Origin of the sequence: Ruegeria meonggei (genome assembly GCF_042768335.1) — a bacterium.
Classification (GTDB): Bacteria; Pseudomonadota; Alphaproteobacteria; order Rhodobacterales; family Rhodobacteraceae; genus Ruegeria; species Ruegeria meonggei.
Genome location: NZ_JAXHBT010000001.1, coordinates 1,043,148 through 1,067,659, shown reverse-complemented (window position 1 = coordinate 1,067,659; position 24,512 = coordinate 1,043,148). Strand labels below are relative to the sequence as shown.

Sequence of the window (24,512 nt, the reverse complement as noted above, 5' to 3'; positions counted from 1 at the left end):
GAAGGCTCTCCCCTGCCTTCCACGGGGTCCACTATGGTACACAATCCGGCCCTGTGCCAAGCCCCTCCTTTGGTCGCATAGCCAGTGTTCACCGTTTCTTTATTTGCTGACCTCTCGCCAAAGGCCTTTTGTAGGCCGGTTTTACGAGGGCGGGACAGCGCAGGGATTGCCACTTTCTGCAGACACCCTAATCTGATGACTTGACGGGGGAGACGCCTGAGGGGAGGCCATGGGCACAAAAATCATATTATGCGACTGCGCTGGGACACAAAACCTGGACGCAGACCAAATCGCATCCGCCTGCGGGGTCGGATGTTCCAAAGTTCACACGGCGCTTTGCACCACAGAGTTAGAGAAAGCCGCGTCCCTGATGCAGGATGGTGACACCGTGATTGCCTGTGGTCAGGAACAAGACGTATTTCGGGCACTGGCTGATGAGTTGAATATCGAAGCGCCGGGATTTGTTGATCTGCGCGATCGGGCCGGGTGGTCGGAGCAGGGCAACGACGCGACGCCTAAGATCGCCGCGCTTGCAGCCGAAGCGGTGTTGCCTCAGCCCGTCACGCCCAGCGTCGACATTATCAGTGAGGGTACCTGTTTTATCATCGGCCCTGGCGATGTGTGTTTTGATCTGGCAGCGCAGTTGGCCCCTGTTTTGGCTGTGACGGTTCTGGTCACCGACATGGCTGAGACGGTGTCGCGTGCCTTTGATGTAGTGCGTGGAAAGGTGCGGTCGCTCAACGGTGCGCTGGGTGGGTTTTCCCTGCACCTGGATGCATTGCAGCAGCTTGAACCAGGTGGCCGGGGCGCCTTTGGGTGGTCCGCCCCGCGGGATGGGGCGCAATCGTCTTGCGATATTATCCTCGACCTGACCGGAGGGGCGCCATTTGTTCAGGCCCCGGCCAAGCGCGAAGGTTACCTGCGGGCCGATCCCAAAGATGCCGTTGCCGTCGCACGGCTGGCGTTCGAGGCGGCCCAGCTGGTCGGCACGTTCGAAAAACCGCTATATGTTCGGCTAGAGGAAACCCTGTGTGCCCATTCCCGGGCCGAGCAGGTCGCCTGTACCAATTGTCTGGATATCTGCCCTACCGGCGCGATCACTCCGGCGGGTGAACACGTGGCCATCGATCCGATGATCTGTGCAGGGTGCGGCGCATGTGCCGCCCTGTGCCCTTCGACCGCCATCACCTATGAGGATCCGCCGGTTGCGGCTGTGTTGTCGCGGATGCATATCCTGGCCCGCACGTTTCGGCGCGCAGGGGGCACGGCCCCTCGTTTGCTGGTCCATGATGCCCATGGGGCCGAGATGATCCGGCTGGCCGCCCGGTTTGGGCGAGGCCTGCCCGCTGACGTTGTGCCACTTGAGTTGAACGTGATCTCAGGCTTTGGTCACGCTGAAATGCTGGCCGCTTTGGCGAACGGGTTTGCCCGCGTGGATGTCTTGCTGGCCCCCACAACCGAGCGCGATGCGCTGGACCAGGAACTCAACTTGGCCTTGTCGATTTCAGGGTTGGACAATGTCGGGCTGATTGATGAGGGCGATCCAGACGCGATGGCGGGGATGCTTTACGCCCAACACGTGCCCGCCCCCTTGGCCGATCCGGTTCTGCCCTTGGGCAACCGCAGACAGATCGCACGACTGTCTGCGCAGGCCTTGAACCCAAAAGCCGAGGCACCTTTGACCCTGCCGGAAAACGCACCCTACGGGGCTGTTGCCGTTGATACCGACGCATGCACCTTGTGCCTGAGCTGTGTGTCGCTATGCCCGTCGGGGGCTTTGGTTGATAACCCGGACAAGCCGCAGCTGAACTTCCAGCAAGACGCCTGTTTGCAGTGCGGATTGTGCAAGGGCATTTGCCCCGAGGATGCCATTACTCTGGTGCCGCAGTTCGATCTGAGCGACGCGGCCCTGTCCCAACAGGTACTGAACGAGGAAGAGCCGTTTGCCTGTGTGGAATGCGGTGCGCTGTTCGGTGTGAAATCAACGGTCGAACGGATCATGGAGAAACTAGCGGGCACGCACCCGATGTTCGCGACTTCTGACAAGGCCCGAATGATCCAGATGTGCGACAATTGCCGTGTGAACGCGCAGTTTCAGCTAGAGGACAATCCGTTTCAGTCGAATCCGAAACCCAAGGTTGTTACGACCGAAGACTATTTTTCAAAAAGAAAGGATCATTGAAGCTGCAGCGGCTGGCCCAGATCAGCGGCGGTGAGGACCGAAACGAAGGCTAGAATTGCTTCCAGCTCATTCAACGTTATCTCGACCGGGTGAATGGGCGAGGGGCGCTGCGGGTCAAACGGAGGCGTTAGACCTTCGATCTGTGTGAACGCAGGATGCGGGTTCAGCGCAAAGAACGCCTCGAACCTTTCGGACCAGTCCGGCATCCCGCGCAGCACCGCAAAAGAAGGCGTCGATCCCAACCCGTTCATTCGGTTCTTGGGTCCGATTACATGGCACCTGCCGCAATGGGTCATCGAAAGTTCCTCACCCAACACTGCATTGCCATCGACCTTTGTTTCCTCTTGTATTGCAGCAACCTCGAAACGGGCAGAGAACGGTACGCCTTGATCGGGGATAAAGCTTTCGACTGTGCGCTTGCCGATATCCGACAGCAACCAGTCTCGGAACCGTTCGTGTCTGGCGTCCGCTTCGATCCGCAGATGGTAAACGACACCATCGCGGGCAAATACCGGATCCCCTGGCGGTGCGGTTTCCAGCACCAAAACGCCGCCATCATCGGCAATAACGCGTATCCCGGTCTTGAGAGAGAAGCGCGGAAGGATATGTTGCAACAGACCAGAGTCTGAAACTTCGGCCGGGGCGACAAGGCCCAGTGCCTCTTGCGACCAAGAGGGGGTGGCGGAGAGCGTCAGGCTCAGGCACAAAAGGACAACGCGCATGGCTTAACCTAACGGCCCGGCCCCAAATGCGTCAAATAAACAGAATAAGACGGAGACACATGCAATGAGCGGCGACCAAAGCCTGTCGATACGCGCGGTTCTGAAAAACGGGCCCATCAAAGGGAAAACCGCATGAGTGTTCGTGACGCGGTTCTGGCGAACCTGAAAAAGATCACCGACCCTGTGTCCGGTCAGGACATTGTAAGCGCCGGCGTGATCCGCGCGCTTAATGTCGAAGGTGACACCGTGCGCTTTGTGCTTGAGATCGACCCAAAACAGGCAGAACGGATGGAGCCGGTGCGCGCTGCCGCCGAACAGGCCGCCCAGATGGTGGACGGCGTTGCCAGCGTATCGGCTATGATGACGGCACATTCCGAGAAGGCCCCGCCGGACCTGAAACCCAAACCTAAGCCCTCGCAAACTGGACCGCAGGCGGTAGCGGGTGTGGACCGGATAATTGCCGTTGCCTCGGGCAAGGGCGGCGTGGGGAAATCTACGGTTTCGGCCAACCTGGCTTGTGCGTTGGCGGCCGAAGGGCGCCGCGTGGGTCTGCTGGATGCGGATGTTTATGGTCCGTCTCAGCCCCGGATGCTGGGTGTCTCGGGCCGTCCAGCCAGCCCGGATGGCAAGACGATCCTGCCGTTGCGCAATCATGGCGTGACCATGATGTCTATGGGTCTGATGACCAACGAAGGGCAGGCGGTTGTTTGGCGGGGTCCCATGTTGATGGGCGCGTTGCAACAGATGATGGGACAGGTGCAGTGGGGCGCATTGGACGTGCTGATTGTTGACCTTCCGCCGGGCACAGGCGACGTGCAACTGACGCTGAGCCAAAAGTTCCAGGTGGACGGAGCTATCGTTGTGTCGACCCCGCAGGACGTTGCCCTGATTGATGCCCGCAAAGGGATCGACATGTTCAACCAGCTCAAGACGCCGATCCTGGGCATGATCGAGAATATGTCGACGCATATCTGTTCGAATTGCGGTCACGAAGAACATGTGTTCGGTCACGGTGGTGTCGCCACGGAAGCCAAGGAACTGGGTGTGCCGTTGATGGGTGAAATCCCTCTGCATCTGGACATCCGTGTGGCGGCGGATGGTGGTGCTCCGATCGTGGTCAGTAAACCCGACAGCCCACAGGCCGAGGCTTTCCGCAAGATCGCACGGGACATGATCGCCAAAGGCAACGCATGAGCCTACCGGTTTTTCCGCCCTTGCTGACAGGCCATCCGGTTCAGGGCACAGAGGACCCGTTTGAACGTGCGCAGGCAATGGCGGCGCTGGGCTGCGATGGCGGGACGGTGGTTTACAACATTCAGGCCGACCGCCTGCGTGTTGCCATCGTCTTTGCGCCCGAGTTACCCCTGCAGGACGCAATGGTCATGCTGCCGCTATGTTCGGTGGGGTTCCAGAATGCCCTGGGCGCGCTGGCACCACCCGAGGTTGCGGTGCATCTGGGCTGGGACGGGCTGATCTGTGTGAACGGTGCTAAATGCGGTTTGTTTCATGCGGCGGCTTCGACCGGAGACCCTGAACAGGAACCAGATTGGTTGGTGATTGGTTGGGAACTTGCACTGCTGCAAACCGGTGACGCACCTGGGGAAACCCCTGATGTCACTGCGCTGTATGACGAAGGCTGTGCCGAAGTGTCGCCGGTGCAGCTGATAGAAAGCTGGTCGCGTCATATGCTGACATGGCTGAACCGTTGGCAAGAGGATGGCAATGCGCCGCTGCACGCGGAATGGATGGGGCTGCTACAAGGTGTTGGCGAACCCATTGAAGACACGGGTGTGTTTGTCGGCACGGATGAGCGGTTCGGGATGCTGATCCGTGACGGCGCTGACACACGACTGCGCCCGTTAACCGACGTGTTGGAGAACTGATGATGAAACTGGCCCGCGCAATTCACTTCGACGAAAGCGATATGAACGTGTTTCATTCCCCGGCGCGTACCGGTGAATGGTGCATTTCAGGGGGGTTCGAGTTCTCGAACTGGGGGCAGGGCGATCTGGAAGGCAAAGCGCGTCAGGCATTTGCTAATGGCTGGCTGGGGGTGGAAACCTTTGGCCGGGTGACCTTTGTGGCTGTTACCCAGATCGAAGAGGCTGAGGTTGAGTCAATCGCGCAAAGCCTGGCCCAGCACTTTGTGCAACTCTACGGCGCGCCCTCAGTTCAGGCGGCATTGGGTGTAGCGCGCGCCGAAATCGAGCATATGAGCGAGCTGTGCGATGAACATGCCCCAAACACTCTTTTGACGGTTGCCCGAGAGTTATCCGAAAACGGCGTGCACGAGGCGTACCGGATCATTACACCGCAGGAAACGCAGCTAGATGCTCTGGCTGTTCACGGGACGCTTGACGAATAAACGTTACAGAAAGTCCGCGAACCCACCGAACTGACCGCGTTTGAAAATCAGACCCTTGCCGGTTCGGTACATCACCTTTTTCACCTCACCGACCAGAATCAAGTGATCTCCGGCTTCGTGTCTGGAGTGCAAATGGCAGTCAAACCGGGCCAGGCAATCGGCAAGGTGCGGGCGACCATCGGGATCACTCAGCCATTCCGCATGCGAAAAATCCAACCCGTCGCGCGCAAACCGCAGCGCTTGGTCCTGTTGTTCCTGCGCCATTACATGGATTGCGTAATGCGTGCAGGCGTGGAAAGCGTCGAACCTGTTGGAGTCGTTGGCCAGACACCACAGTACCAGCGGTGGATCCAGCGAAACAGACGAAAACGAGTTGACAGTGATGGCTCGCGGCCCCTGCGCGGTGTTGGTGGTGATAACCGTAACACCGGTTCCGAAACACCCCAGCGCTTCGCGGAAGGCGATGCTTTGATTGGGGGTGGGGGTAAAGGTCTTTTCGGTCATCGCGCGCTCATTTAGTGGTCGCGCATCAGGTGCCACGGCCTGTTGGAATTGTCCATGAAAAGCTGAATCCAGCCCGAACAAATCGAGGCTCAGTTCAGATCTTCCAATAGACGGCCATGCTTGCGGGTGGCTTCGATGACCTCGCCAAATGTGGTCATCCCACGTGCCTGAAGCATCGGCAGCATTTTAACCAACGCCTGGGCTGTGGCCACTGCATCGCCAAGGGCGGTGTGGCGCAGGTTCTCTGGGATGGTAATCTGCAACCTGTCGCACAAAGCATCCAACGTGTGCTGGTCGCTTGCTCCAAACAGAACGGCGGACAAAAGAACAGTGTCAAGAATAGGGTGATCCCAGTCCACATTCATACGCTTCGCATGGCTCCGCAGAAAGGCCATGTCGAAGGGGGCATTATGCGCCACGATCACCGCGTTGCGCGCGAATTGGTGAAAGACGCGCCCAGCCTCGCCAATGTCCGGCGCCCCTTCGACCATCCGGTCGTTGACCTTGTGTACCTTCGTCGAGGCTGCCGGAATCGGCATTCCGGGATCAACCAACATGTCCAGCTGTTCACCTTCGACGATACGACCGTTCACTACCCGCACCGCACCGATCTGCACGATCTCGTCCTTATGCGGCAACAGCCCTGTGGTTTCCGTATCAAACACAACAAAACACAGATCGGACAGGGCAAGGGTGTCAAACCTGTCCTCAGCATCGCTGTGCAACAGGTCGAAATCATAGACCAAAGGACGCGCCGCGTCGGGCGCGATATTGGCTGAGCTTTCATCGAACAAAAGCAGATACCCCGGCGCGTCACCCAGCGGTTTCATGCGGGCGCTATAGGTCTGGGCCCCGTCGATGCTGATCAATGTGCAGGTCACTTCGAGACCGGTTTTGGTCAGTTTCTTAAAAGCCTGTTCCAACGGCGCTGGCTGGAGGTATTCAAACAGCGAGGCGTTGAGGCGGGGATGGGCGATCTGTGCCAGTACTCCGGCGGCCTGTCCGTCATACAGAACGATTTTATGGGTTGGACTGGCCAGAACCATTGCCACGGGAATTTCGGTCAGAAGGGCGGTCAGCCTCTGTTTTTCGGCCGCCAGATGGGCGGTTTCGACCGCAACGGCCTCGGCCACATCCATGGTTTTGCCGGACAGTTGATCTGCCAGCCCCGCCGCTGCGGGCGCAAGGTCGCCCAGATAACGTGCGGCTTGCATATCGACATCTGTGCTGACACCTGCATGCGCGCGGGCCCGCAACTGCGCAGAGAGGCGTTCAATCGGTTTAGCGACATTATCATCAAACAGAAGCCAAACAGTGGCGATCAGGGCGACAAACCCAAATCCCATAAGGATTTCGGCAAAGACGAACGCGCTGGCCAAATCAGGATCGGCGGCACGCTGATAACTGATCCAAAGCGCGATTGAACTGACGGCCAGAGCGCCTGCAGCCAGAAGGCAAAAAAACAGAAAAATCCGCAGGCGCAGGCTTAAACGGCTCAGCATGTCACACTCCGCAGGTCGCCTCGATAACCGGATCATCGGCGTTGGCTTTGATCCAGTCGGCGTTTAACAGATGGCCGTCATCGCCAAACTCGGCCCCGTCCGCCAAATTGGCGCGGCTGTTATCGACACAGTTCACGGCCACCGGCATTTTAGACACCGGAGCCCAGCGGCCGAAGAAATACAGGTCCACCAGACGCTGTTCGGGAACCTGTGTATTGGTGCGCACTGAGACGGTGTCGATGGCGGCGAAACGATCTACATACGGCACGGCGTAGGTCCATGGGCGATAGAAGGCGCGGCTTTCAACCTCTTGTATGACTGTCAGGCCGTCGGGCAGGGTGCCGCGGGTTCGATCGTACCAGGAGTACTCGCTATTGATGGTCATGGCGATCATACCCAAACCTGCCGCGACCGGGGCGGCCCAACGCGGCAGGCGTCCGCCTGTCAGCTTGTTTACAACCATGACCACGCCTGCAAAAGCGATGCCTGCAAAGACGGTACCGATGAGTTCCAGAAACATTGTGTCTCTCCGAATTTCGGGCGCTTGGTCCCGTTCCGTGTGTTTTCAGTCTTAGCCGAGCATACCCTTGCCATGACCAACAGCCGATTGCATCGTCTTTACGACAACAAAGGCGTTGCGAAGATGACTTCGCTCAAAGTCTGACAAGCACGATGGCGGCAGATAGTTGTCGGGTTTCTTACCGGACTTGACCAGCCTGACCTGATGTTCCAGCCGATTTTCGGCGATCAGGTCATACGCATCAAGCAAATCTCGCGCCCCTGAGGGACTGAGTACACCTGCAGCCTCGGCGGCCTTCAGGCGCGCGCGCGAGTTGGCCTCGGGCAATTGGCCCTGCAGGCTGTAGACGCGGGCCAGATCAACGACAGGCACGACGCCGTTATGCTTAAGATCCAGTGTGTTTCTGTGCTCGCCCGACCGGATCGTCGCAAAGCCACGCAACAAGCCCAGCGGGGGTGTGTGTTTCAGCGAGTTCGAAATCATGTGCGCCACAAAGATCGAGTTCGCATTGGCGGCGGCCAGCGTGTCGGCCTGGAGGTTCGTGAACAGCTCGAATGTGCCGCCAATCGGGCGCAGATCAAACATGACCGAGGCCAGCATCTGCGCTTCTGGATTGGGTTTGGCGATCCAACCTTTGAAATAGGTGTGCCAGATGCGCACTGGCTGGCACCAACGCGGGTTAGTCGCCATCATGTCACCGGGGCAGTAAAAGTATCCGCAGGTATCCAGCCCATCGCAGACGAATTTCGCCAAAGCGGCAAAGTAGGGCATGTCGTCCTTGGACACGCTGTCGTCCAACATCAGACAATTGTCTTGATCCGATACACCGGTTTGTTCTTGCCGGCCCTGCGATCCACAGGCCAACCATAGATACGGCACGGGCGGGGGGCCAAGTTTCTCTTCGGCCAGTGCAAGCAGACGCCGTGTGGCGGTATCGGCGATATCGGTGATCAGACGGGTGACGATCTCATGTCGGTTCCCACTGGCCACAAGCTGTACCAGAAGCTGTGGAATTTCCGCCGTCACGTGCGCCATCTCCTGGGCTGATTGGGCGCGGGCTATGCGGCGGACAAGTTCGGCGGAATTGATGGCCTGATAATGGGTCAGGTCGGTCTGCGTCACGACGCCAACCAGCTTGCTGCCCTCACAGATGGGGACATGACCGATGCCACGCTCCATCATCACATGCAGTACGTCAGATCCAATGTCGGTCGGCGACAGGGTGATGGGGTCAGGGGTCATGATCTCGGCGATCAGCGTGGTCTCGGGCATACAATCCGCTACGTATTTCCCGGAAATGTCCCGCAGGGTCACTATGCCCACAAGTGCGTCATCTGAGGTCACGCATAGCGATGAGATATGGCGATCCCGCATCATTTGCGCTGCCTGCTGCACTGGTGTGCCAGGCGTGCAGATGGCGGGATCCTTGGCCATGAGGATGTCAATGGAACTGGTCGCCAAGCTTTGCGGGTCGGTCCGGTCACCGCGTGTGCGATCAAAAAAGCTCGAGACAACTTCGTGCTCGCTGGCCAGGTCACGCACCAGGTCGGGTGCAAGCAGCATCAGAACCGAATGCTCCTGCGCCGAGGCGTTGGTGACCGCGCGGCCATCTTTGAACAGGCCGCGCTCGCCAAAGGAATTGCGCAGCCCGAGATGAGACACGACTGCGCCGTTCTCGTCAGTGATTTCAACCTGTCCTTCGTAAATGATGAAGACGCCGGGCAGAGCATTGCCCAATTCGTATAGCGAGGCGTCTTGTTCGACCTCCAACACTTGGATCTGGCGGGCTGTGCTATCCAGCACATCCTGGGGCAGGGCGTCATAGGGGTGTACGGATTTTAGAAACCGGGTGATCTCATCATGGGACAGGGGCATGTGACGGTCCTGGGTTTCTGGTTAAAAATCCCGCCCGGTGGAGTGCCGGGCGGGAGTAGTCAGTCGAAAGACGCGGTCCTTGGACTGTGTCCAGGGTCCGCATCAGGCTCATTTGTTCTGAGCTGCGCCCGCGCCACGGGGAATACGCACGCTTTCGACCAATTCAACGATCTCCGGCGGAGTCTCTTTGGTCATGCCTGCAACGATGTAGGCGGTACCAAAGTTGATCATCGCACCGATGGCGCCGAACGAAGTCGACTTGATCGGACCCAAAAGCGGATCAGCATCGGTGAACGAGTTGGTGCCCGGAATGAACAGCCAGCCCTTATGCAGGAAGATGTAGACCAAAGTGACGGTCAGACCTGCCAGCATGCCAGCAACCGCGCCGGTGTTGTTGATGCGGGTCGAGAAGATCCCCATCATCAGCGCCGGGAAGATCGAGGCAGCCGCCAGACCAAACGCCAGAGCCACGGTTTGCGCCGCAAAACCCGGTGGGTTCAAACCCAGGTAGGTTGCCACAACGATGGCCACGGCCATTGCGATCCGCGCCGCCAGCAATTCACCCTTTTCAGAGATCGACGGATTGATCGCACCTTTGACAAGGTCGTGGGACACAGCTGACGAAATCGCCAACAGAAGGCCCGCAGCGGTCGACAGAGCGGCCGCAAGACCACCGGCAGCGACCAGACCGATCACCCAACCCGGCAGGTTGGCAATCTCGGGGTTGGCCAGAACCAGGATGTCACGGTTGAACTTGGTCAACTCGTTTCCAACCCAGCCTTTTTCCTCGGCGATAACGTTCATGGCATCGGACATGTCGTTATAGTATTGGATTTTGCCGTCGCCGTTCTTGTCTTCCCAATCCAGCAGACCTGTTTTCTGCCACGTGGCCATCCAATCATACCGCGGATCGTTGTCGATATCTTCGACCGAAACCGCGCCACCTTCGATGCCACCATTGGGCCACATCATGTCACTGATGTTCAGGCGAGCCATTGCGCCAACCGCAGGGGCGGTCAGGTACAGCAGTGCGATGAACACCAGCGCCCAACCGGCAGACCAGCGGGCATCAGCCACTTTCGGCACGGTGAAGAAACGCATGATGACGTGCGGCAGACCGGCCGTACCGATCATCAGCGACAGCGTGAACAGCACCATGTTCAGCGTGTCCGAGTGGTGGGCGGTGTATTCGTTAAAGCCCAGCTCGGTCACGATCGCATCCAGCTTAGTCAGCAGCGGTTCACCACTTGCGGTGTCGCCAAACAGACCCAGCGCCGGAACCGGCGTACCGGTCAGCTGCAGTGAGATGAAGATCGCCGGGATAGTATAGGCGGTGATCAGCACACAGTACTGAGCGACCTGCGTATAGGTCACGCCTTTCATCCCACCAAACACCGCGTAGGCAAACACGACGCCGGCGCCAATCAACAGGCCAGATGTGTTGCTAACCTCAAGGAAGCGGCCAAAGGCCACGCCCACACCGGTCATCTGACCGATCACGTAAGTTACCGAGGCCACAATCAGACAGATCACTGCAACGATGCGTGCGGTTTGGCTGTAAAAGCGGTCACCGATGAATTCCGACACGGTGTATTTGCCGAACTTGCGCAGGTAGGGCGCAAGCAGCAGCGCCAGCAGCACGTAGCCACCAGTCCACCCCATCAGGAAGGTCGAGTTGTCATAGCCGGTAAAGGCGATCAGGCCCGCCATCGAGATGAACGAGGCTGCTGACATCCAGTCAGCCGCTGTCGCCATACCGTTGGTGACCGGGTGAATGCCGCGACCCGCGGCGTAGAATTCAGATGTGGAACCCGCACGGGCCCAAATCGCGATGCCGATGTATAGCGCAAAAGACGCGCCGACAAACAGCAGGTTGATGGTAAACTGATCCATTGTCCCAGCGCTCCCTTATTCTTCTTCCACGCCGTATTCGGCGTCGAGCTTGTTCATGCGCCAGGCGTAGTTGAAGATCAGCACCAGAAAGACCAGGATTGATCCCTGTTGTGCAAACCAAAAGCCCAGATCGGTGCCACCGACGGCGATCCCCGACAGTAACGGACGCAGCAGAATGCCGAATCCAAACGACACCAGCGCCCAGATAACGAGGCTGATGTAGATTAAGCGCAGGTTGGCCTGCCAATAGCCCTTGTCGGACTCGGCAGTCTGCGCAGAGTTGGTAGATTGATCCGCCATTGCGGGTTCCTCCTTGCTTCCCTCTTGGGCGGCCCGCGCCCGACTCCTCCAGTGTCGCGGACCGCTTCCCGATTTAGCCAGACGCCATCGTCGGCATCAGGCAAGACTCCTCTGGTCCGCCAAGGCGGGTCCAACGAAGTATTCCTATTAAGGATCAAAGCCCTGTGGCTTTTCTCCTCCCCTTAATTCAATGCGTCGCCGACGATCCCCTCCAGATCGTTGGCGATGTCTTCGATCTTGCCCATGGCGTCGGTGCGTTTCAGCACGTTCTGCGCATCGTAATAGGTAATCAGTGGCGCGGTTTGCGCGTGATACGCGATCAGCCGGGACGCCACGGTTTCTGCATTGTCATCGGCACGGCGATTGAATTCGGTGCTGCCGCAATTGTCACATGTGCCTTCGACCGCGGGTTTCTTGAACTGGTCGTGAAACCCCTCGCCACATCCAGCGCAGGTGTATCGGCCCGAGATGCGGATCACCATTTCTGCATCCTCGACTTCGAGGCTGACCGCAGCGCTGATCCTTTGCCCGTTCTCGGCCAGCAACGCGTCGAGCGCTTGCGCCTGCACAGTGGTGCGGGGGAAGCCATCCAGGATGACGCCCTTGGAGCAGTCACGCTCGGCCATGCGATCGCGCAGTATGGCGATGACAATTTCATCGCTGACCAGTTCTCCAGCCTCCATCACGGCTTTGGCGGCCTTGCCCGCGTCGGTGCCGGCAGCAACCGCGGCCCGCAGCAGATCACCAGTGCTCAGTTGCACCAGACCGAACTTGTCTTCCAGCATGCGCGCCTGTGTGCCCTTCCCAGCGCCCGGAGGGCCGAGAAGGATCAGAACAGCAGGTGTGGTGGTTATGGCAGCGTCCATCACGTCCTCACTTTCCCGCGCGGTTTTCGATCAGGTCTTCGACGACTGACGGGTCCGCCAGCGTCGACGTGTCACCCAGGCTGCCAAAGTCATTCTCGGCAATCTTGCGCAGGATACGGCGCATGATTTTTCCCGAGCGGGTCTTGGGCAGGCCAGGGGCCCACTGGATCACGTCGGGCGAGGCAATCGGACCAATTTCGGTCCGCACCCAAACGCGCAGTTCCTTGAGCAGATCGTCGCTGGGTTCGCGGTCATTCATCAAAGTGACATAGCAGTAGATGCCTTGCCCTTTGATTTCATGGGGGTAACCGACAACCGCAGCCTCGGCTACCGCGGCGTGTGCGACCAACGCACTTTCCACCTCGGCGGTGCCCATGCGGTGACCTGAGACGTTGATCACATCGTCGACACGACCGGTGATCCAGTAATCGCCGTCCTCGTCCCGGCGGCACCCGTCGCCGGTGAAGTAATAGCCTTTGTAGTCCGAGAAATAGGTCTTTTCGAACCGCTCATGATCGCCCCAGACGGTGCGCATCTGACCAGGCCAGCTGTCCTTGATGCACAACACGCCTTCGACGCCGTTGCCGTTGATCTCGACGCCGGATTGCGGGTCCAGAACGACCGGTTCGATACCAAAGAACGGCTTCATGGCCGAGCCGGGCTTCATCGCGTGGGCTCCGGGCAGGGGGGTCATCAGATGACCACCGGTTTCGGTCTGCCACCAGGTGTCGACGATCGGGCAGCGTCCGCCACCAACAACGTCATTGTACCAGTTCCACGCTTCGGGGTTGATCGGCTCACCCACAGTGCCCAGTGTTCGCAAGTCACTCAGATCGCATTTCTCGACCCACTCATTGCCTTGGCCCATCAAGGCGCGCAAAGCGGTGGGGGCTGTATAGAACTGGTTGACCTTGTGCTTTTCGCAAACCTGCCAAAAGCGGGATGCATCCGGATAGGTTGGAACCCCTTCGAACATCAGCGTGGTCGCGCCATTGGCCAGCGGGCCATAGACGATATAGCTGTGCCCGGTGACCCAGCCGACATCAGCAGTACACCAATACACATCACCGTCATGGTAATCGAACGTGATCTCGTGGGTCATCGCGGCATACACCAGATAACCGCCGGTGGTATGTACCACACCTTTTGGCTGACCGGTCGAACCCGACGTATACAGAATGAACAAAGGGTCTTCGGCATTCATCTCGGCCGGCGCGCAGTAATCATCCGCCTCCAATGCCATTTCGTTATAGTCATAGTCGCGACCCGAGACCCAGGTTGTTTGCCCGCCGGTGCGTTTGACAACCAGACATTTCACCGAGTCCTTGGTGTGCAGCAGCGCAGCGTCCGCGTTTGACTTTAACGCAGTCTTACGGCCGCCCCGTGGCGCTTCGTCGGCTGTAATGACCACCTTGGCATCACACCCATTCACCCGCGCTGCCAGAGCGTCCGGGGAAAAGCCCGCAAACACGATTGAGTGGATGGCACCAATGCGTGCGCAGGCCAGCATAGCGTAAGCGGCCTCGGGGATCATGGGCAGGTAGATGACCACACGGTCGCCCTTTCGTACGCCCATAGATTCCAAAATGTTGGCCATCCGGCAAGTACGACGATGCAATTCCGCATAGGTGATATGCTGGGCCGCGTCGTTTGGATCGTCCGGCTCCCAGATAATGGCGGTCTGGTCGCCGCGCGTTTTCAGGTGACGATCCAGGCAGTTGGCCGAAACGTTCAGCGTACCGTCTGCGTACCAGTTTATCCCGACCGACCCAAAATTATAGCTGACGTCTTTGACTTGCGAAAAGGGTTTGATCCAGTCGATCCGCTTACCCTGTTCGCCCCAGAAGGCGTCAGGGTCTTTGATCGATGCCTCATACATTTCGGAGTATTTGTCGGCATCTACATGAGCACGCGCAACAGTCTCTGCATTTGGTGGATAGACATTTGCACCTTGCTGGGCAGCGGTTGTCATACTGAGGCTCCTCCCTCTTGACTGAATTTCACTGGACCGACGTTTACCTAAATGTTGGGTGTCGTCGATCTTGTTTCTCCCCGAGGCGAATAATACCGGGAACTGAAAACAATGAAATAAATTACAGAAATCCATGGATTAGTTTGTAAAGAAATTTTTCCACGCAACGTAAGTTTGTAAACATTATAAAAATATGTAAAAATAAATGAACTTAAACAATTGTTTAGATGTAATGTATATTTTGCACGGTTTACGCAAAAAGATGCCAGATCCTACGCGCACCAGACTCTCCTTTTAGTTGTTAGCGTATGACTGCGATCATAGAGCGTCCCGCTGAAACCCGTGCGGGGTTGGCAGTTTTCGATGTTGGCGCTAGCTTTGGGGCAAGCGCTCGGACATAGGGGCGCTCAATAGGGAGAAATCACGATGAAAAAGATGTTGAGCGGTGCTGCCGTCGCCGCTTTGGGTGTTGCGTTCGTCTCAGAGGCTGCGGCAACCGAATGGAATGCTTCGGTCTGGGGCAAGCGCCGTGCCTTTACCGAACATGTTGAAAAACTGTCTGAGCTGGTCAGCGAAAAAACCAATGGCGATTTCACGATCAATGTTAGTTATGGCGGCTTGTCCAAGCCGCGTGAGAACCTTGATGGTATTGAAATCGGTGCCTTTGAGATGGCTCAGTTCTGTGCCGGATATCACCGCGACAAGAACCGCGCGATCACGGTGCTGGAACTGCCGTTTCTGGGTGTGAATAACCTGGATGAAGAGGTTGCCGTCAGCCACGCGGTCTACGATCATCCGGCTGTCAAAGATGAAATGGCGCAGTGGAATGCACGCATCATCATGACCTCACCCATGCCGCAGTACAATCTGGTCGGCACAGGCGATCCGCGCGATGAACTGGCAGACTTTGACGGTATGCGCGTGCGCGCGACCGGTGGCCTGGGTCAGGCTTTTGAAGCTGTCGGCGGTGTTCCAACCTCGGTCCCCGCAACCGAAGCCTTCAACGCCATGGAATCCGGCGTTGTGGATACGGTAGCCTTTGCCCAGCATGCTCATTTGTCGTTTGGCACGATCAACGAAGCTGACTGGTGGACCGCCAACCTGAATCCAGGAACCGTGAACTGCCCGGTTGTGGTGAATATCGACGCCTACGAGGCGCTGCCCGCTGAACACCGCGAGGCACTGAACAGCTCGATTGACGAGGCGATAGATCACTACCTTGCCAACTACGGCGGCCTGCTGGAACAGTGGGATGGCGTTCTGTCGGAAAAAGGCGTCGAGAAGGTTATGATCGACGAAGCCGTGCTGGAAGAATTCCGCACGACGGCGGCTGACCCGATCCGCGAAAAGTGGATTGCGGACATGTCTGCCCAGGGCATTCCTGCGCAGGATCTTTATGATCTGGTTCAGGTCACGCTCAAGCAAAAGCGTGGCGGCAACTGATCGCATAATCCGGGTGCCTGAACGGGCACCCGGACACCAATCATAATAACAGGGGACCACCGGAATGGCAGGACAGGCCACGGTGTTGGAGGATGGCAGCCGCCTCAGTCGGCTGGACCATCTTCTGCTTGGGGTAGAACGGTTTCTGGCACTGATCAGCGGGCTTGCCGTCTTCGGGCTGATGGTGCTTGCCGTCGTCTCGGTTAGCGGGCGCAACGCGATAAACGCGCCGCTGCCGGGTTATGTGGACTGGATCGAACAGGCGATGCCATTGATCGCCTTTCTGGGCGTATCCTTTGTGCAGCGCGACGGCGGGCATATCCGGATGGATATTGTGATTTCACGCCTGCGAGGCCGCGCGCTTTGGCTGTTCGAGCTGATTTCGGTGGTTTTGATCCTGGTACTGATGTTGGCGCTGGTCTGGGGCAGTTGGTCCCATTTCGACCGATCCTTCGATTTTGGCGCTCCGATGTGGAGCCGCGACAGCTCGATCGACATAGGCATCCCACTGTGGCCGGCCAAGCTGCTGGCACCGGTGGCGTTTTCAGTGCTTTGCGCGCGACTGATACTGCAGATCTGGGGATATGGCCGCGCGTTTGTACTGGGGTTGGAGAACCCGGTGGCTGTACCGTTGATACAGGACACCGCGGCGCAGGCCGCTGCCGAGGCTGAGCAATTCGAAGGGCAGGACTAGCGCATGGACACGATTGAAATTGGCCTGTGGGTCACGGGTGTTCTGCTTGTTTTGGTCGTCACCGGAATGCGCGTGGCTTTTGCGGCCGGTCTTGCGGGGCTGATTGGGCTGGTCTGGATTTTCTGGGCCAAGTTTGGCTATGATCCCGACCGATTTGGCAAAGCGCTGACCGTCGCCGTCAAAACGGCGGGTCAGGTGCCTCATTCAAAAGTGGCGTCCCATACGCTCAGCCTGATCCCGACATTCATTCTAATCGGCTACCTTGCGTATTACGCAGGTTTGACCCGTGCGTTGTTTGAGGCCGCAAAACGCTGGGTCGCCTGGGTTCCGGGGGGGCTTGCTGTTTCAACGGTGTTTGCAACGGCCGGGTTTGCCGCCGTGTCAGGCGCGTCCGTGGCGACCTCAGCCGTGTTTGCCCGGATCGCGATCCCCGAGATGCTGAAGGTCGGATATAACAAGCAATTCGCAGCCGGGGTCGTTGCCGCAGGCGGTACGCTCGCCTCGCTGATCCCACCTTCGGCGATCCTGGTGATCTATGCGATTATTGTCGAGCAGGATGTCGGTAAACTCTTGCTGGCCGGTTTCATCCCCGGCGCTTTTTCAGCAATCGTCTATGGCGTTTTGATTGTGGGCATCGCGGTGATTTTCAAATCGGTTGGCCCACCGGTCAAAGGGTTCACGTGGAAGCAACGGTTCGCGTCCTTGCCTGGTGCGTTCCCAATCGTGGCCGTGATCCTGATCATAATCTGCTTTGTCTACAATCCGTTTGGCGAAAAGGCCTGGGGCACGCCAACAGAGGGCGGGGCAATCGGTGCCTTTATTGTCTTTTGCTTTGCCCTGTTTCACGGCATGCGCTGGACCGAGCTGAAATCAGCCCTGCTGGAAACAGCCAAACTGACCGCCATGATCTTCTCGATCATTTGGGGTGTGTTGATTTACGTCCGATTCCTGGGATTTGCCGACTTGCCGGGCGCGTTTTCCGACTGGATCACTTCGTTGGAAATGTCACCTATGCTGATCCTGATCTGCATCCTGCTGGCCTATGCAGTGCTTGGCATGTTCATGGACGCCATTGGGATGCTGTTGCTGACCCTGCCGGTTGTTTACCCGGCCGTTATGGCCCTGAACGGAGGCGAAGCCGTCAGCGCGGCCGACAGTGCCTTTGGAATGTCCGGCCCAATGTGCGCGATCTGGTTTGGTATTCTGGTGGTTAAAATGGCCGAGTTTTGTTTGATCACGCCTCCCATTGGTCTGAACTGCTTTGTCGTGGCTGGCGTGCGCCCGGACCTGAGCGTGCAGGATGTCTTCAAAGGCGTCACTCCGTTTTTCATCGCGGACGGGGTTACAATCGCTCTTTTGGTGGCCTTTCCAGGCATTGTGTTGTTCTTGCCGTCGCTCGCTGGCTGACAGGTCATAAAATGCGAGGCTCTGCCTCGCGCTCCGGGATGCTTTTAGCCAGATGAAGGATCGGATCCCCTGCTTCATCTGGCTAAAAATATCCCGGGGGAGTTGCCCGTAGGGCGGCGGGGGCAGCGCCCCGTTTCCCGGCCGCTATCCGGCCCGCATCAGCATTCCGAACAGATCGCGAGGGTCATCTGGATCGGCTAACATATCCAGAGCCTCATAGAAATCAGTGCCTTCAATGGCGGATTTAATGTAGCCTAAGGCCGAGAAATCTTCGATCGCAAAACCGACGCTGTCGAATAGAGTGATCTGCCGGTCGTCACGACGCCCATTGGCCTGCCCGGTCATGACCTGCCACATTTCAGTGACCGGGTGGTCGTTTTCCAGCGCTTGAATCTCGCCTTCGACGCGGGTTTGTTCGGGGTATTCGACGAAAATGTCGGATCGCAGCAGAATGTCGCGGTGTAGTTCGGTTTTGCCTGGGCAATCGCCACCAATGGCGTTGATATGCACGCCTGGACCGACCATGTTGTCAGTCAGGATCGTTGCGTTTTTCTTGTCTGCCGTACAGGTCGTGATGATATCCGCGCCCTCAATGGCGTCCTCGGGTGTTTTGCACTGTACTATGGTCAGTCCTGAACCCAATAGGTTTGCAGCGCATTTTTTGATGGCATTGGGGTCGGTGTCATACAGACGCACTGTCTTGACGCCGCACATCGCCTTGAAGGCCAGGCACTGGAATTCCGACTGTGCTCCATTACCGATCATGGCCATGACGGACGAGGATTTTGGTGCCAGATAGCTGCCCACCAGCGCTGAGGTTGCCGCTGTACGCAAAGCTGTCAGCATGGTCATCTCGGTCAGCAGGGTGGGGTAGCCGGTGTACACATCGGCCAATAGGCCGAACGCAGTCACGGTCTGCAACCCCTCGGACGTATTCTTGGGGTGGCCGTTGACGTATTTGAACCCGTACGCCTCGCCGTCTGAGGTGGGCATAAGTTCGATCACCCCGTGCGGGGAATGAGCCGGAATACGGGGAGTTTTGTCGAAGCTTTCCCAGCGTTTGAAATCGGCTTCGATCCGGGCAGCGATTTGTGTGATCATTTTTTCAAGCCCGACGTGATGCACAAGACGCATCATGTTGTCGACGGAAACAAACGGCACCAGGGCTTTTTCGGAAGGTTGCATCAGGGTCTCCTATCGGCGGGAAAGATGAATGCCGGCGATCATGCAACGCACTGACCCTCCGGCTGTTTCTATCGTTGGGATCGTCAGCGACAACGTAGTAGCGCTGGCTTTGATGACCTCAATTTGCTGGGGCGTCAGCGCGTCCAGGGCGCGAGAGGACAGGGCCAGTACGAGGCCGTTGTTCCCGCTGAGTTCGATTGCGTTACCGGCGAAATCGGCAATCTGTTCGTGGGACAGATCAATGACAGTGCGACCAGATTCTTCCAGGCGCGCCCGAACGGTGGCACGCCGGTCGAGATCGGTGATCATGTCCAGACAGATCAGCACATAATGCATACCGATCCCCATCAGAACATTGGTGTGATAGACGTCTCGGCCTTCGGCATCCCGGGCTTCGAAGGCAATTGGTTCATAGTTGAAATGTGTGCAGAACCGTTCCAGCAAAACCCGATCGGCTCGGTTGGATTTAACCGTATAGGCGATGCGCCCAACGTGATCGAGAACCATGGCGCCGGTGCCCTCAAGCGCCAGATTGTCCTGTTCCAGGCCGGAGTAATCTATGACGTCCTGAACGCGGTATTCCTGTTTTAGAAGTTCAATAACGTCGCTGCGCCTTTCGCGCCGACGTGACGGGACAAACATTGGGTAGATCGCCACATGCCCGCCGGGATGGGTGGAAAACCAGTTGTTGGGAAAGACGCTGTCCGGTGTGTCTTGCGTGCCGTGATCGTCAAAAACATGAACGGTAACACCTGCCGCGTGCAGTTGTTCGACGGCCCGGTCATGCTCATCCCGTGCGGCAGCCGAGGTTGCCTTGGCAGATCGGTTCGCCAGCGTCTGAAATGCGTTGTCATCGCGGGTTTCGGGGTTCGAAGCAAAGGCATGGGGGCGAACCATGACCACGGCGGACGGGGATTGCAGGGAATTCATCAGAAACTCCGGGTTGGGCGGTCGAAGATGCGACGCCCCAGCAAAGAGGCCGCAAGATCAACCATCAACTTGGCAGTGCGGCCCCGTTCGTCGAGAAACGGGTTTAGCTCGACCAGATCAAGCGAGCAGACAAGGCCGCTTTCGTGCAGCAGTTCCATAGCCAGATGCGCCTCGCGTTCGGTTGCGCCACCGGGGACCGTTGTGCCCACAGCAGGCGCGACCGAAGGGTCGAGGAAATCAACATCCAGCGAGACATGTAGGATGCCGTTTGCCTGCCGAACCCGGTCAAGAAAGGCCAACAGGGGAGCTTTGATTCCGTGTTCATCAATGCTGCGCATATCCGCGAGCATGGCGTGATCCTGCTCTAGTCGGGCGCGTTCAGCCGGGTCAACGGACCGCAGACCGATCATGCCTACGCGATCGGTCGGAACGGGGGCTGTTACCGGCGGAAAGGCGTCAAACCCGGGCTGGCCGGTGAAATAGGCGACGGGCGTGCCATGCAGATTGCCACTGCCGGTGCTGTCTGGCGTGTGGAAATCGCTATGGGCGTCCAGCCACAACACAAACAGGGGGCGATCAATCTGTTGGGCATGGACAGCCATGCCTGCAACCGTTCCCATCGACAGGGCATGGTCGCCACCCATGAAAATTGGCAGACCCTTCGGGGCAGTGTTATGTGCCGCTCGGCTTAAAGCGTTGGTCCAGCCGATGCAGTCGGGCAGGGCGAAAAGGTGGTCGTGATCCGGTACACCCGTAGCGTCCGCGCTGACATCACCGATATCGGTGACTGAATGCCCCAAATCCGCCAGCGCCTGTTCCAGCCCGGCCACCCGATAGGCATCGGGCCCCATCCGGCACCCTTGTCTGCGTTTGCCCGCATCCATGGGGGCGCCAACTAAAATCACGTGTTTTTTGTCCATATGATTATCTAAGCTGCCGGGATGCCTTGCGAGAAGAGGGCAAAATGTTCAAAATGAAACCCGGTGATACGAAATGAGAAGTAATTATGGACGATTTGGATAGTCGATTGCTCAACGCGTTGCATCGGGATGCTCGGGCCTCGTTATCCGAGCTTGCGGAAACGCTGGGGGTCACCCGCACAACGGTGCGCAGCCGGTTACAACGCCTCAAACAATCCGGTGAGATCGTGGGCTTCACAGTTCTCACCCGGCAGGACGTGGCCGAAAGCCCGGTGCGCGGGTTGATGATGCTTGAAATCGAAGGGCGCGGGACCGAGCGGACGATGGCCAGAATCGCCGCCATGCGTCAGGTGCGCGCCGTGCATTCCACCAATGGCAGCTGGGACCTGATCGCCGAGATCGGCACCGAAACGCTGGCGGAATTGGATGAAGTTCTGTTTCAGATACGGCGGATGGAGGGGGTCACGCGATCGGAAACCAACCTGTTGCTGTCCACCCGAAAAGGTCGGGTCTGATCCGCCCTGTAGCGCTTTGAGGTTCAAAGAAAATGTGCAAGGATCGACCTGCGCCATACATTCGCGTGCAGGATCATTTCAGTGCCTGAGAGCAGGAAAAAACCATGACTGATCAGCAGACAGACAAAGAACTCTGGGCTGTTCGCTGGGCCGAGCGGGTCACAAAGGTCCTGGAAAAGCCGTGGATAAAAATCGCGATCCCGATTCTAGTGACGCTAATTGCGCTGACCGTACTGCATGAGCTGTCCTCGCACGTGAAATGGTCCGACGTTAAGACCGACGTGGCCAACACATCGTGGAAGCTGATGTTCTTTGCTCTGTGCTGGACAGTAGTCAGCTTTGTGTCCTTATCCATGTATGACGTTTTGGCGGTTCAAAGCGTGGCCGACGGCGAGGTGCCATTGCCCGTCGCGGGCATGGCCGGAGCCAGTGGGTACGCAGTGTCGAACTGCCTTGGGTTTTCGTACATCACGGGTACAGCTATTAGATACCGCATCTATGCCTCGCTCGGGCTGGATCTGAGCAGGGTCGCCGGCGTAATTGCGACCTCATGGATTGCGTTTTGGTCTGGGTTGGTTTTGTTGCTTGGCATCCTGTTGACGCTGCATCCAGATGGAATTTCCAAAGTTCTTCCGATCAGCGACACGGTAGAAACCACAATTGGACTGTGCCTGCTGGCGGGTCTGGTGACCTTGTTCTTATGGCTCGCCAAAGGGGGGCGCAGACTGGCCTATGGCGGGGTCGGGTTCAACTTGCCCGGTGGCAAGTTGTCTGGCCTGCTGACAATAGCCGCAATCGGAGACCTCTTTGGCGCGTCCATGGCGCTGTACGTTCTAATGCCGGATGACCTTGGTGTCGGCTATCCGTACTTCTTCACGATCTACATCGGGGCCATCGCAATTGGCATCCTCAGCCATGCGCCGGGCGGTATAGGTGCGTTTGAGGCCACGTTGATCGCCGGGCTGGGAGCGTCGGGGCGGTCGGACGTCATCGCCGCGCTATTGCTTTATCGATTGGTCTACACGTTTTTACCATTTGCGATTGCAACCCTCTCGATTGCGGTAGCCTCGGCCCTGACACATCGCCATCACATCAGTGGCGCAGCCACGTGGGTATACCGCGCGATCCGCCCAATTGTGCCGATGGTTGCAGCCGGAGTGGCGGCTGTGGCCGGGGTTATCCTGCTGGTGTCGGGTGCTTTGCCTTCCAGCAGCCAAAGCCTGGGTGTGTTGCGGGATTTCTTGCCTCTGTCCTTTGTAGAGGCCTCACATCTGGCGGGCAGTGCCGTGGGCGTTCTTCTGATCCTTGTCTCACGCGGCTTGTTCCGCAAGCTTTACCGTGCCTGGATTGCGGCCATGCTGTTGATGGTGATTGGCTTCGTCGCCTCTCTGACCAAAGGGTTGGATACGCATGAGGCGATCAGCATGTTGGCCACCATCGCGCTGCTGGCCACGTTCCGGGGGGCGTTCTACCGCGTCAGTGGTGCATCAATCTTTCGCCTGAACATCCCGTGGCTGGTCAGTGTGGTGGCTTTGCTGGCGGTCATCTTCTGGGTCGGACTATTTGCCTATTCCCATGTCGAATACCAGAATTCCCTGTGGTGGGAGTTCGCGTGGAATGGCGATGCTTCGCGCTTTTTACGCTCTAGCCTTGTGGTTGCGGTCATTCTGGGGGTTGTGGCTGTGAACTCTCTGTTCGGGCGCGAAATCCCACCCCCGGTGCGAACTGAAATCCCGCCTGTGGTCGAGCGGCTTGTGATGGAGAGTGAGGATACCGAATCTCAAATTTCACTGACCGGTGACAAGCAGTTTCTGATCGCGCCGGACGACACAGCGTTTATTGCCTATGCCGATACTGGCAACGCGCTGATCAGCAAGGGTGAGCCGGTAGGTGACGAAACAGCCGGTCAGCAACTAATTTGGCAGTTACGCGAAATGGCGGATCGCGAAGGTAAGCTGTGTGCGTTTTACAGTGTTTCGACCAAATACCTGCCGACCTTTCTGGATCTCGGCCTGTCGATCCTGAAAATCGGCGAGGTCGCGCGCGTGCCGCTGAAAGATTTCTCTCTGGATGGAAAGCCCCGCAAGCGATTTCGGCAGGCCAAGAACCGGGCAGAGCGTGAAGGTTATGTGTTTGAAATCATTCTCAAGCAAGACCTAAGCCCGGTCCTGCCAGAACTACGCAAAATCTCTGACGCTTGGCTCGAACGTAAGGCTGGCGAGGAAAAGGGTTTTGCCCTGGGTGGGTTTGATGACGATTACCTGTCCTATTTCGACCACGCCGTGCTGCGCAATGGCGATACCGGACAGATCATGGCATTTGCCAACTTGTTTCAGGGCGGCAACAAATCCGAGCTGTCACTGGACCTGATGCGGTATGAGCCTGACAGCCCAAGCTTTGTCATGGACGCGCTGTTTGCCGAGATGATGGCGCGGGGATCAGAGCAGGGGTTCCAGTGGTTCTCGCTGGGGGCTGCGCCGTTTTCCGGGATTGAGAACCGGCAGCTGGCCTCATTCTGGAATCGTGTGGGCGGCTTTGTCTACGAGCATGGTGAGCAGTTTTATCACTTTGAAGGGCTGCGGTCGTTCAAGCAAAAGTTTGAACCGGACTGGAGCCCGAATTACCTGGCCAGCCCCGGTGGCCTGGCGGCACCCCGCATTCTGTATGAGGTGAATATCCTGATCTCTGGCGGCTTGCGCGGCCTGACCAAGTAAGTG

The 24,512-nt window shown here is 57.9% G+C and carries 21 protein-coding genes; 9 read left to right on the top strand and 12 right to left on the bottom strand.

Annotated features, from left to right (window positions below):
• Positions 1–229 precede the first annotated feature (229 nt).
• Positions 230–2,182, top strand: a complete 1,953-nt coding sequence (locus tag SJY13_RS05265) for a 4Fe-4S binding protein (RefSeq protein WP_377188549.1) — start codon at positions 230–232, stop codon at positions 2,180–2,182.
• On the opposite strand, the gene SJY13_RS05260 is transcribed toward SJY13_RS05265, so the two are convergent.
• Positions 2,176–2,904: a hypothetical protein gene (locus tag SJY13_RS05260; RefSeq protein WP_377188546.1), complete on the bottom strand. Its 729-nt coding sequence runs from the start codon at positions 2,902–2,904 to the stop codon at positions 2,176–2,178. The two genes, SJY13_RS05265 and SJY13_RS05260, sit on opposite strands and share 7 nt — an antisense overlap.
• A gap of 132 nt (positions 2,905–3,036) precedes the next feature.
• Between SJY13_RS05260 and SJY13_RS05255 the strand changes: the two genes are divergently transcribed.
• From SJY13_RS05255 to SJY13_RS05245, 3 genes are read left to right on the top strand one after another with little or no spacing between them, the layout of a single operon-like run.
• Entirely contained in the window at positions 3,037–4,098 is a 1,062-nt protein-coding gene (locus SJY13_RS05255; protein ID WP_377188543.1) for an Mrp/NBP35 family ATP-binding protein, read from the top strand.
• Positions 4,095–4,787 carry a biotin/lipoate--protein ligase family protein gene (locus SJY13_RS05250; RefSeq protein ID WP_377188540.1) on the top strand — a complete coding sequence of 231 codons (693 nt, stop codon included), beginning with the start codon at positions 4,095–4,097 and terminating at the stop codon, positions 4,785–4,787. Before SJY13_RS05255 ends, SJY13_RS05250 begins: the two co-directional genes overlap by 4 nt.
• Positions 4,788–4,789: 2 nt before the next feature.
• Positions 4,790–5,269 (top strand): DUF6505 family protein, encoded by a 480-nt coding sequence (locus tag SJY13_RS05245; RefSeq protein ID WP_377193571.1) that lies wholly within the window; start codon positions 4,790–4,792, stop codon positions 5,267–5,269.
• Positions 5,270–5,272: 3 nt separating this feature from the next.
• On the opposite strand, the gene SJY13_RS05240 is transcribed toward SJY13_RS05245, so the two are convergent.
• The 8 genes from SJY13_RS05240 to acs form a co-directional block, all read right to left on the bottom strand.
• Positions 5,273–5,773, bottom strand: coding sequence for a flavin reductase family protein (locus SJY13_RS05240; RefSeq protein ID WP_085821690.1), 501 nt, complete (start codon positions 5,771–5,773; stop codon positions 5,273–5,275).
• Positions 5,774–5,862: 89 nt separating this feature from the next.
• Positions 5,863–7,275 (bottom strand): 3'-5' exonuclease, encoded by a 1,413-nt coding sequence (locus SJY13_RS05235; protein ID WP_377188537.1) that lies wholly within the window; start codon positions 7,273–7,275, stop codon positions 5,863–5,865.
• Position 7,276: 1 nt separating this feature from the next.
• Entirely contained in the window at positions 7,277–7,795 is a 519-nt protein-coding gene (locus SJY13_RS05230) for a hypothetical protein (protein WP_085821687.1), read from the bottom strand.
• 51 nt (positions 7,796–7,846) lie between these two features.
• A complete protein-coding gene (locus SJY13_RS05225) occupies positions 7,847–9,670 on the bottom strand; it encodes a DUF294 nucleotidyltransferase-like domain-containing protein (RefSeq protein ID WP_377188533.1) in 1,824 nt (607 codons plus the stop codon).
• A 108-nt stretch (positions 9,671–9,778) separates the two neighbouring features.
• Complete coding sequence (locus SJY13_RS05220; protein WP_377188530.1) at positions 9,779–11,563, bottom strand: sodium:solute symporter family protein; 1,785 nt, start codon at positions 11,561–11,563, stop codon at positions 9,779–9,781.
• Between the two features lie 15 nt (positions 11,564–11,578).
• On the bottom strand, positions 11,579–11,863 hold the full coding sequence (locus tag SJY13_RS05215; RefSeq protein ID WP_085821683.1) for a DUF4212 domain-containing protein: 285 nt from the start codon (positions 11,861–11,863) through the stop codon (positions 11,579–11,581).
• A 182-nt stretch (positions 11,864–12,045) separates the two neighbouring features.
• A complete protein-coding gene (locus SJY13_RS05210) occupies positions 12,046–12,729 on the bottom strand; it encodes an adenylate kinase (RefSeq protein WP_377188526.1) in 684 nt (227 codons plus the stop codon).
• 7 nt (positions 12,730–12,736) lie between these two features.
• The gene (gene acs, locus SJY13_RS05205) at positions 12,737–14,701 is read right to left on the bottom strand and encodes an acetate--CoA ligase (protein WP_377188523.1); all 1,965 of its coding nucleotides are present in this window, start codon (positions 14,699–14,701) and stop codon (positions 12,737–12,739) included.
• Between the two features lie 426 nt (positions 14,702–15,127).
• Here acs and dctP point away from each other — a divergent pair, with 426 nt between their 5' ends.
• The 3 genes from dctP (at position 15,128) to SJY13_RS05190 (ending at position 18,245) form a co-directional block, all read left to right on the top strand.
• On the top strand, positions 15,128–16,144 hold the full coding sequence (gene dctP, locus SJY13_RS05200; protein ID WP_085821679.1) for a TRAP transporter substrate-binding protein DctP: 1,017 nt from the start codon (positions 15,128–15,130) through the stop codon (positions 16,142–16,144).
• A gap of 64 nt (positions 16,145–16,208) precedes the next feature.
• Positions 16,209–16,838: a TRAP transporter small permease subunit gene (locus tag SJY13_RS05195; protein ID WP_085821677.1), complete on the top strand. Its 630-nt coding sequence runs from the start codon at positions 16,209–16,211 to the stop codon at positions 16,836–16,838.
• A gap of 3 nt (positions 16,839–16,841) precedes the next feature.
• The gene (locus SJY13_RS05190) at positions 16,842–18,245 is read left to right on the top strand and encodes a TRAP transporter large permease (RefSeq protein WP_085821675.1); all 1,404 of its coding nucleotides are present in this window, start codon (positions 16,842–16,844) and stop codon (positions 18,243–18,245) included.
• A 144-nt stretch (positions 18,246–18,389) separates the two neighbouring features.
• Here the strand turns inward: SJY13_RS05190 and SJY13_RS05185 are convergent, their stop codons facing one another.
• From SJY13_RS05185 to rocF, 3 genes are read right to left on the bottom strand one after another with little or no spacing between them, the layout of a single operon-like run.
• Complete coding sequence (locus SJY13_RS05185; protein ID WP_377193569.1) at positions 18,390–19,433, bottom strand: ornithine cyclodeaminase; 1,044 nt, start codon at positions 19,431–19,433, stop codon at positions 18,390–18,392.
• A gap of 6 nt (positions 19,434–19,439) precedes the next feature.
• Positions 19,440–20,360: a citrulline utilization hydrolase CtlX gene (gene ctlX / locus SJY13_RS05180; protein WP_377188518.1), complete on the bottom strand. Its 921-nt coding sequence runs from the start codon at positions 20,358–20,360 to the stop codon at positions 19,440–19,442.
• Positions 20,360–21,280: an arginase gene (rocF, locus tag SJY13_RS05175; RefSeq protein ID WP_377188515.1), complete on the bottom strand. Its 921-nt coding sequence runs from the start codon at positions 21,278–21,280 to the stop codon at positions 20,360–20,362. The genes ctlX and rocF overlap by 1 nt, the downstream gene beginning before the upstream one ends.
• Before the next feature lie 86 nt (positions 21,281–21,366).
• On the opposite strand from rocF, the gene SJY13_RS05170 reads away from it, so the two are divergent.
• Together SJY13_RS05170 and mprF are read left to right on the top strand one after the other, a co-directional pair.
• On the top strand, positions 21,367–21,795 hold the full coding sequence (locus tag SJY13_RS05170) for an Lrp/AsnC family transcriptional regulator (protein ID WP_377188512.1): 429 nt from the start codon (positions 21,367–21,369) through the stop codon (positions 21,793–21,795).
• A 104-nt stretch (positions 21,796–21,899) separates the two neighbouring features.
• On the top strand, positions 21,900–24,509 hold the full coding sequence (gene mprF / locus SJY13_RS05165) for a bifunctional lysylphosphatidylglycerol flippase/synthetase MprF (protein ID WP_377188509.1): 2,610 nt from the start codon (positions 21,900–21,902) through the stop codon (positions 24,507–24,509).
• The last annotated feature ends 3 nt before the right edge of the window (positions 24,510–24,512 follow it).

Bases quoted from the DNA above. Each gene is read 5' to 3' on its own strand.
- SJY13_RS05265 (WP_377188549.1), top strand. From the start codon at position 230: ATGGGCACAAAAATCATATTATGCGACTGCGCTGGGACACAAAACCTG.
- SJY13_RS05260 (WP_377188546.1), bottom strand. From the start codon at position 2,904: ATGCGCGTTGTCCTTTTGTGCCTGAGCCTGACGCTCTCCGCCACCCCC.
- SJY13_RS05255 (WP_377188543.1), top strand. From the start codon at position 3,037: ATGAGTGTTCGTGACGCGGTTCTGGCGAACCTGAAAAAGATCACCGAC.
- SJY13_RS05250 (WP_377188540.1), top strand. From the start codon at position 4,095: ATGAGCCTACCGGTTTTTCCGCCCTTGCTGACAGGCCATCCGGTTCAG.
- SJY13_RS05245 (WP_377193571.1), top strand. From the start codon at position 4,790: ATGAAACTGGCCCGCGCAATTCACTTCGACGAAAGCGATATGAACGTG.
- SJY13_RS05240 (WP_085821690.1), bottom strand. From the start codon at position 5,773: ATGACCGAAAAGACCTTTACCCCCACCCCCAATCAAAGCATCGCCTTC.
- SJY13_RS05235 (WP_377188537.1), bottom strand. From the start codon at position 7,275: ATGCTGAGCCGTTTAAGCCTGCGCCTGCGGATTTTTCTGTTTTTTTGC.
- SJY13_RS05230 (WP_085821687.1), bottom strand. From the start codon at position 7,795: ATGTTTCTGGAACTCATCGGTACCGTCTTTGCAGGCATCGCTTTTGCA.
- SJY13_RS05225 (WP_377188533.1), bottom strand. From the start codon at position 9,670: ATGCCCCTGTCCCATGATGAGATCACCCGGTTTCTAAAATCCGTACAC.
- SJY13_RS05220 (WP_377188530.1), bottom strand. From the start codon at position 11,563: ATGGATCAGTTTACCATCAACCTGCTGTTTGTCGGCGCGTCTTTTGCG.
- SJY13_RS05215 (WP_085821683.1), bottom strand. From the start codon at position 11,863: ATGGCGGATCAATCTACCAACTCTGCGCAGACTGCCGAGTCCGACAAG.
- SJY13_RS05210 (WP_377188526.1), bottom strand. From the start codon at position 12,729: ATGGACGCTGCCATAACCACCACACCTGCTGTTCTGATCCTTCTCGGC.
- acs (WP_377188523.1), bottom strand. From the start codon at position 14,701: ATGACAACCGCTGCCCAGCAAGGTGCAAATGTCTATCCACCAAATGCA.
- dctP (WP_085821679.1), top strand. From the start codon at position 15,128: ATGAAAAAGATGTTGAGCGGTGCTGCCGTCGCCGCTTTGGGTGTTGCG.
- SJY13_RS05195 (WP_085821677.1), top strand. From the start codon at position 16,209: ATGGCAGGACAGGCCACGGTGTTGGAGGATGGCAGCCGCCTCAGTCGG.
- SJY13_RS05190 (WP_085821675.1), top strand. From the start codon at position 16,842: ATGGACACGATTGAAATTGGCCTGTGGGTCACGGGTGTTCTGCTTGTT.
- ctlX (WP_377188518.1), bottom strand. From the start codon at position 20,360: ATGAATTCCCTGCAATCCCCGTCCGCCGTGGTCATGGTTCGCCCCCAT.
- rocF (WP_377188515.1), bottom strand. From the start codon at position 21,280: ATGGACAAAAAACACGTGATTTTAGTTGGCGCCCCCATGGATGCGGGC.
- SJY13_RS05170 (WP_377188512.1), top strand. From the start codon at position 21,367: ATGGACGATTTGGATAGTCGATTGCTCAACGCGTTGCATCGGGATGCT.
- mprF (WP_377188509.1), top strand. From the start codon at position 21,900: ATGACTGATCAGCAGACAGACAAAGAACTCTGGGCTGTTCGCTGGGCC.